This window comes from Pseudomonas sp. PDM10 (assembly GCF_014852295.1).
Taxonomy (GTDB): domain Bacteria; phylum Pseudomonadota; class Gammaproteobacteria; order Pseudomonadales; family Pseudomonadaceae; genus Aquipseudomonas.
The window spans coordinates 1-6,924 of record NZ_JACVBJ010000012.1 but is presented as its reverse complement, the minus strand read 5'-3'; the positions used below and the strand labels follow the sequence as shown (position 1 = coordinate 6,924).

1 protein-coding gene is annotated in these 6,924 nt (G+C 62.1%); it reads left to right on the top strand.

Annotation, left to right across the window (positions count from 1 at the left end):
• The coding region (locus tag IB252_RS29865; protein WP_192411152.1) for a tandem-95 repeat protein at positions 1–6,924 on the top strand (6,924 nt) is incomplete at both ends.

Genomic DNA, 6,924 nt, shown 5'->3' with positions numbered 1-6,924 from the left:
ACCGCGACCCTCGCCAATGTCGGCACCTTGGTGATCGGAACGAACGGCGCTTACACCTTCACTCCGGCGGCCAACTACAACGGTGCGGTGCCGACGGTCAGCTACACCGTCACCGACGGTTCAGGTTCTGACGTCACTTCGACCCTGAACATCAGCGTCACCCCGGTTGATGACAGCTTCACCGATGCCAGCGAAACCGTAACCACCAGCGAAGACGCCCCAGTAACCGGCAGCGTACTTACCGATACGTCGAGCGTCGACGGCCCGGTCAGCGTAGTTAATTTCACGGTCGGCGGTACTCAATACCAGGCCGGTGACACCGCGACCCTCGCCAATGTCGGCACCCTGACCATCGGAACGAACGGCGCTTACACCTTCACTCCGGCGGCCAACTACAACGGCACGGTGCCGACGGTCAGCTACACCGTCACCGACGGCTCTGGTTCTGACGTCACCTCGACCCTGAACATCAGCGTCACCCCGGTTGATGACAGCTTCACCGATGCCAGCGAAACCGTGACCACCAGCGAAGACGCCCCAGTAACCGGCAGCGTGCTTACCGATACGTCGAGCGTCGACGGCCCGGTCAGCGTAGTTAATTTCACGGTCGGCGGTACTCAATACCAGGCCGGTGACACCGCGACCCTCGCCAATGTCGGCACCTTGGTGATCGGAACGAACGGCGCTTACACCTTCACTCCGGCGGCCAACTACAACGGTGCGGTGCCGACGGTCAGCTACACCGTCACCGACGGTTCAGGTTCTGACGTCACTTCGACCCTGAACATCAGCGTCACCCCGGCTGATGACAGCTTCACCGATGCCAGCGAAACCGTAACCACCAGCGAAGACGCCCCAGTAACCGGCAGCGTACTTACCGATACGTCGAGCGTCGACGGCCCGGTCAGCGTAGTTAATTTCACGGTCGGCGGTACTCAATACCAGGCCGGTGACACCGCGACCCTCGCCAATGTCGGCACCCTGACCATCGGAACGAACGGGGCGTACACCTTCACCCCGGCCGCCAACTACAACGGCACGGTGCCGACGGTCAGCTACACCGTCACCGACGGTTCCGGCGCTGACGTCACTTCGACCCTGAACATCAGCGTCACCCCGGTCGACGACAGCTTCACCGACATCAGCGAAACCGTGACCACCTCCGAAGACGCTCCGGTCAACGGCAGCGTCCTCACCGGAACGTCGAGCGTCGATGGCCCGGTCAGCGTAGTTAATTTCACGGTCGGCGGTACTCAGTACCAGGCCGGTGACACCGCGACCCTCGCCAATGTCGGCACCCTGGTGATCGGAACGAACGGCGCTTATACCTTCACCCCGGCGGCCAACTACAACGGCACGGTGCCAACAGTCAGCTACACCGTCACCGACGGTTCCGGTTCTGACGTCACCTCGACCCTGAACATCAGCGTCACCCCGGTCGACGACAGCTTCACCGACATCAGCGAAACCGTGACTACCAGCGAAGACGCTCTGGTGACCGGCAGCGTGCTTACCGATACGTCGAGCGTCGACGGCCCGGTCAGCGTAGTTAATTTCACGGTCGGCGGTACTCAGTACCAGGCCGGTGACACCGCGACTATCGCCAATGTCGGCACCCTGGTGATCGGAACGAACGGCGCTTATACCTTTACCCCGGCGGCCAACTACAACGGCACGGTGCCGACGGTCAGCTACACCGTCACCGACGGTTCCGGTTCTGACGTCACCTCGACCCTCAACATCAGCGTCACCCCGGTCGACGACAGCTTCACCGACATCAGCGAAACCGTGACCACCAGCGAAGACGCTCTGGTGACCGGCAGCGTGCTTACCGATACGTCGAGCGTCGACGGCCCGGTCAGCGTAGTTAATTTCACGGTCGGCGGTACTCAGTACCAGGCCGGTGACACCGCGACTATCGCCAATGTCGGCACCCTGGTGATCGGAGCTAACGGGGCGTACACCTTTACCCCGGCGGCCAACTACAACGGCACGGTGCCGACGGTCAGCTACACCGTCACCGACGGCTCTGGTTCTGACGTCACCTCGACCCTCACCATCAGCGTCACCCCGGTTGATGACAGCTTCACCGATGCCAGCGAAACCGTGACCACCAGCGAAGACGCTCTGGTGACCGGCAGCGTCCTCACCGGGACGTCGAGCGTCGATGGCCCGGTTAGCGTAGTTAATTTCACGGTCGGCGGTACTCAGTACCAGGCCGGTGACACCGCGACTATCGCCAACGTCGGCACCCTGGTGATCGGAACGAACGGGGCTTACACCTTTACCCCAGCGGCCAACTACAACGGCACGGTGCCGACGGTCAGCTATACCGTCACCGACGGCTCCGGCGCTGACGTCACGTCGACCCTCAACATCAGCGTCACCCCGGTCGACGACAGCTTCACCGACATCAGCGAAACCGTGACCACCTCCGAAGACGCTCCGGTCAACGGCAGCGTGCTCACCGGCACCAGCAGCGTCGACGGCCCGGTCAGCGTGGTCAACTTCACCATCGGCGAAACCACCTACGCCGCCGGCAGCACGGCGACTATCGCCAACGTCGGCACCTTGGTGATCGGAACGAACGGCGCCTATACCTTCACCCCGGCAACCAACTACAACGGCACGGTGCCGACGGTCAGCTACACCGTCACCGACGGTTCCGGCAGCAATGTCACTTCGACCCTGAACATCAGTGTTACCCCGGTCGACGACCAAAGCGTCCTGACTGCGGATACCAACACTGTCGATGAAGACCACGTTGCAACCGGTAACGTGCTCGGCAATGACAGCGATGTCGACAATGCTCTGAGTGTCGCGACATTCACCGTACAAGGCGTCACCGGCTCCTTCACCGCCGGTCAAGTCGCAACGATCGCCGGCGTCGGCACAGTGACTATCGCCGCCAATGGCGACTACAGTTTCACCCCAACGGCGAACTGGAATGGCACCGCTCCGCAGATCAGCTACACCACCAACACCAATTCCAGCAGCACGCTGGACATCACGGTCAACTCGGTCAACGACGCTCCGACCGTCAGCACTACCTCGGCCACTGGTAATGAAGATCAGTTGATCGCTGTGCAACTTGGCGGCAATGACATCGACGGCACTGTCGGGCACTTCAACCTGACCAGCCTGCCGGCCAACGGTGTGTTTTACGCTGACGCCGCCGGGACCATCGCGTTGACCGCCAGCAGTGTCATCTCCGCAACCGCCAACGGCGCTACGGTTTACTTCAAGCCTACCGGCGACTGGAGTGGCACCACCCAATTTACCTACACCTCGACCGATAACCAGGGCATGCCCTCTGCGTCTTCGGCAACCGGCACCATTGTCGTCGCGCCAATAACCGATACCCCAAGCCTGTCACTGACGGGTGGCGGTACGGTCGTCTCGACCGACTTCCAGGAAGTCGCTCTGAACGGCGCCGTTGGCGACGTCAATGTCAGCCAGCTCGGCAACGGCGTTTGGCACACTGACAACAGCGGTGGCATGGTCGAAATCGGCAAGGCCAGCGTCTATGGTGCCGGGGGCGATAACCAGGTCATTGAACTGGAGCGCAACGCCGGCGATGCGAGCAACCTCTACACCACTATCGATGCCAAGGCCGGCAGCACCTATAACGTGTCGTTCGACTATGCACCGCGTGCAGGTGTGGTGAATTCGCACATCAATGTGTACTGGGGCGGCCAACTCATTGGCACCTTGAACACCACGACCACCGGCATGCAGCACTACAGTTTCGACATTCCGGTCACTGCCGATGGCAACCAGAAACTCGAGTTCCGCGCCGGGGACAGAAATAGCCTGGGCGGCGTGCTGGACAACATCGATGTCACCCAGGTGCTCAACTCGGGCCTTGAAGACCACGCGATCCTGTTGTCGACCATCCAGGCCCACACCAACGACGTCGATGGTTCGGAAACACTCACTCTCACCCTGAACGGCTTGCCGACGGGCTCCAGGCTCACCGACGGCACCCACACCTTCAATGCTGCCGACGGCTCGACGTCGGTGGACATTACTGGTTGGAACCTGTCCACACTCAAGCTGACACCGCCGACGAACTTCAATGGCGACATCCCCCTGACCGTGACGGCCACCGCCAAAGACGGCGATGCCCCAAGCGCCAGCACCTCGCTGCCGTTGGTGGTGCATGTCGGTGCCGTCGATGACGCAAGCGTGCTGCAGGCGGACAAGATCACCGTCGACGAAGACCACAACGCGACCGGCAACGTGCTGGGCAACGACAGCGATGTCGATAACGTCCTGAGCGTCACCAGCTTCAACGTGACCGGAGTCAACGGCAGCTTCACGGCGGGCCAGACCGCGACCATTAGCGGTGTCGGAACGCTGATCATCGCCAGCAACGGCGACTACACCTTCCAGCCGGCTGCCGACTGGAATGGCAACGTTCCACAGGTGACATACACCACCAACACCGGCTCGAGCAGTACCCTGAACATCAGTGTTACGCCGGTGAACGACAACTTCACCGACGCCAGCGAAACCGTCACCGTTAACGAAGACTCCGTGGCTACCGGCAGCGTGCTGTCGGGCACTTCGAGCGTCGACGGCCCGGTCAGCGTGGTCAACTTCACTGTCGGTGCGACCACTTATGTGGCAGGCAGCACGGCGACTATCGCCAACGTCGGCACCCTGGTGATCGGGGCGAACGGGGCTTACACCTTCACGCCGGCCGCCGACTACAACGGCACGGTGCCGACGGTCAGCTACACCGTCACCGACGGTTCGGGCAGCAACGTTACCTCGACGCTGAACATCAGCGTTACGCCGGTCAACGACAACTTCACCGACGTCAGCGAAACCGTCACCGTTAACGAAGACTCCGTGGCCACCGGCAGCGTGTTGGCGGGTACTTCGAGCGTCGACGGCCCGGTCAGCGTGCTCAACTTCACCGTCGGTACGACCACTTATGTGGCAGGCAGCACGGCGGCCATTGCCAACGTCGGTACCCTGGTCATCGGGGTGAACGGGGCTTACACCTTCACCCCGGCCGCCGACTACAACGGCACGGTTCCAACGGTCAGCTACACCGTCACCGACGGTTCGGGCAGCAACGTTACCTCGACGCTGAACATCAGCGTTACGCCGGTGAACGACAACTTCATCGATGCCAGTGAAACCGTTACTGTTAACGAAGACACCTTGGCTACCGGCAACGTGTTGTCGGGTACATCGAGCGTGGATGGCCCGGTCAGCGTGGTCAATTTCACCGTCGGTGCGACCACTTACGTGGCAGGCGCCACGGCGACTATCGCCAACGTCGGCACCCTGGTCATTGGGGCGAACGGGGCGTACACCTTCACGCCGGCCGCCGACTACAACGGCAGCGTGCCGACGGTCAGCTACACCGTCACCGACGGTTCGGGCAGCAATGTCAGCTCGACGCTGAATATCAGCGTCACCCCAGTCGACGACAGCTTCACCGATATCAGCGAAACCGTTACGGTTAACGAAGACACTCTGGCCACCGGCAATGTGTTGGCGGGTACTTCGAGCGTCGACGGCGCGGTCAGCGTGGTCAACTTCACCGTCGGTACGACCACTTATGTGGCAGGCAGCACGGCGACCATCGCCAACGTCGGCACCCTGGTCATTGGGGCGAACGGGGCTTACACCTTCACGCCGGCCGCCGACTACAACGGCACGGTGCCGACGGTCAGTTACACCGTCACCGATGGTTCCGGCAGCAACGTCAGCTCGACCCTGAACATCAGCGTCACCCCGGTCGACGACAGCTTCACCGACATCAGCGAAACCGTGACCACCAGCGAAGATGCCCCAGTCACTGGCAGCGTCCTCACCGGCACCAACAGCGTCGACGGCCCGGTCAGCGTGCTCAATTTCACGGTTGGCGGTACCCAGTACCAGGCCGGTGAAACCGCGACGCTCGCCAACGTCGGCACACTGGAGCTTGGCGCCAATGGCGTCTACACCTTCACCCCGGCCGCCGACTACAACGGCACGGTGCCGACGGTCAGCTACACCGTCACCGACGGTTCGGGCAGCAACGTTACCTCGACGCTGAACATCAGCGTCACCCCGGTCGACGACAGCTTCACCGACGTCAGCGAAACCGTCACCGTTAACGAAGACACCTTGGCCACCGGCAACGTGTTGGCGGGTACTTCGAGCGTCGACGGTCCGGTCAGCGTGGTCAACTTCACCGTCGGTGCGACCACTTATGTGGCAGGCGCCACGGCGACTATCGCCAACGTCGGCACCCTAGTCATCGGGGCGAACGGGGCTTACACCTTCACGCCGGCCGCCGACTACAACGGCACGGTTCCGACGGTCAGCTACATCGTCACCGACGGTTCGGGTAGCAACGTCAGCTCGACTCTGAACATCAGCGTCACCCCGGTCGACGACAGCTTCACCGACATCAGCGAAACCGTGACCACCAGCGAAGACGCCCTGGTGACCGGCAGCGTCCTCACCGGCACCAACAGCGTCGACGGCCCGGTCAGCGTGCTCAATTTCACGGTTGGCGGTACCCAGTACCAGGCCGGTGAAACCGCGACCATCGCCAACGTCGGCACCCTGGTCATCGGGGCGAGCGGTGCTTACACCTTCACCCCGGCCGCCGACTACAACGGCACGGTGCCGACGGTCAGCTACACCGTCACCGATGGTTCGGGCAGTAATGTCACCTCGACCTTGAACATCAGCGTCACCCCGGTCGACGACAGCTTCACCGACGCCAGCGAAACCGTCACCGTTAACGAAGACTCCGTGGCTACCGGCAGCGTACTGTCGGGCACTTTGAGCGTCGACGGCCCGGTCAGCGTGGTCAACTTCACTGTCGGTGCGACCACTTATGTGGCAGGCAGCACGGCGACCATCGCCAACGTCGGCACCCTGGTGATCGGGGCGAACGGGGCTTACACCTTC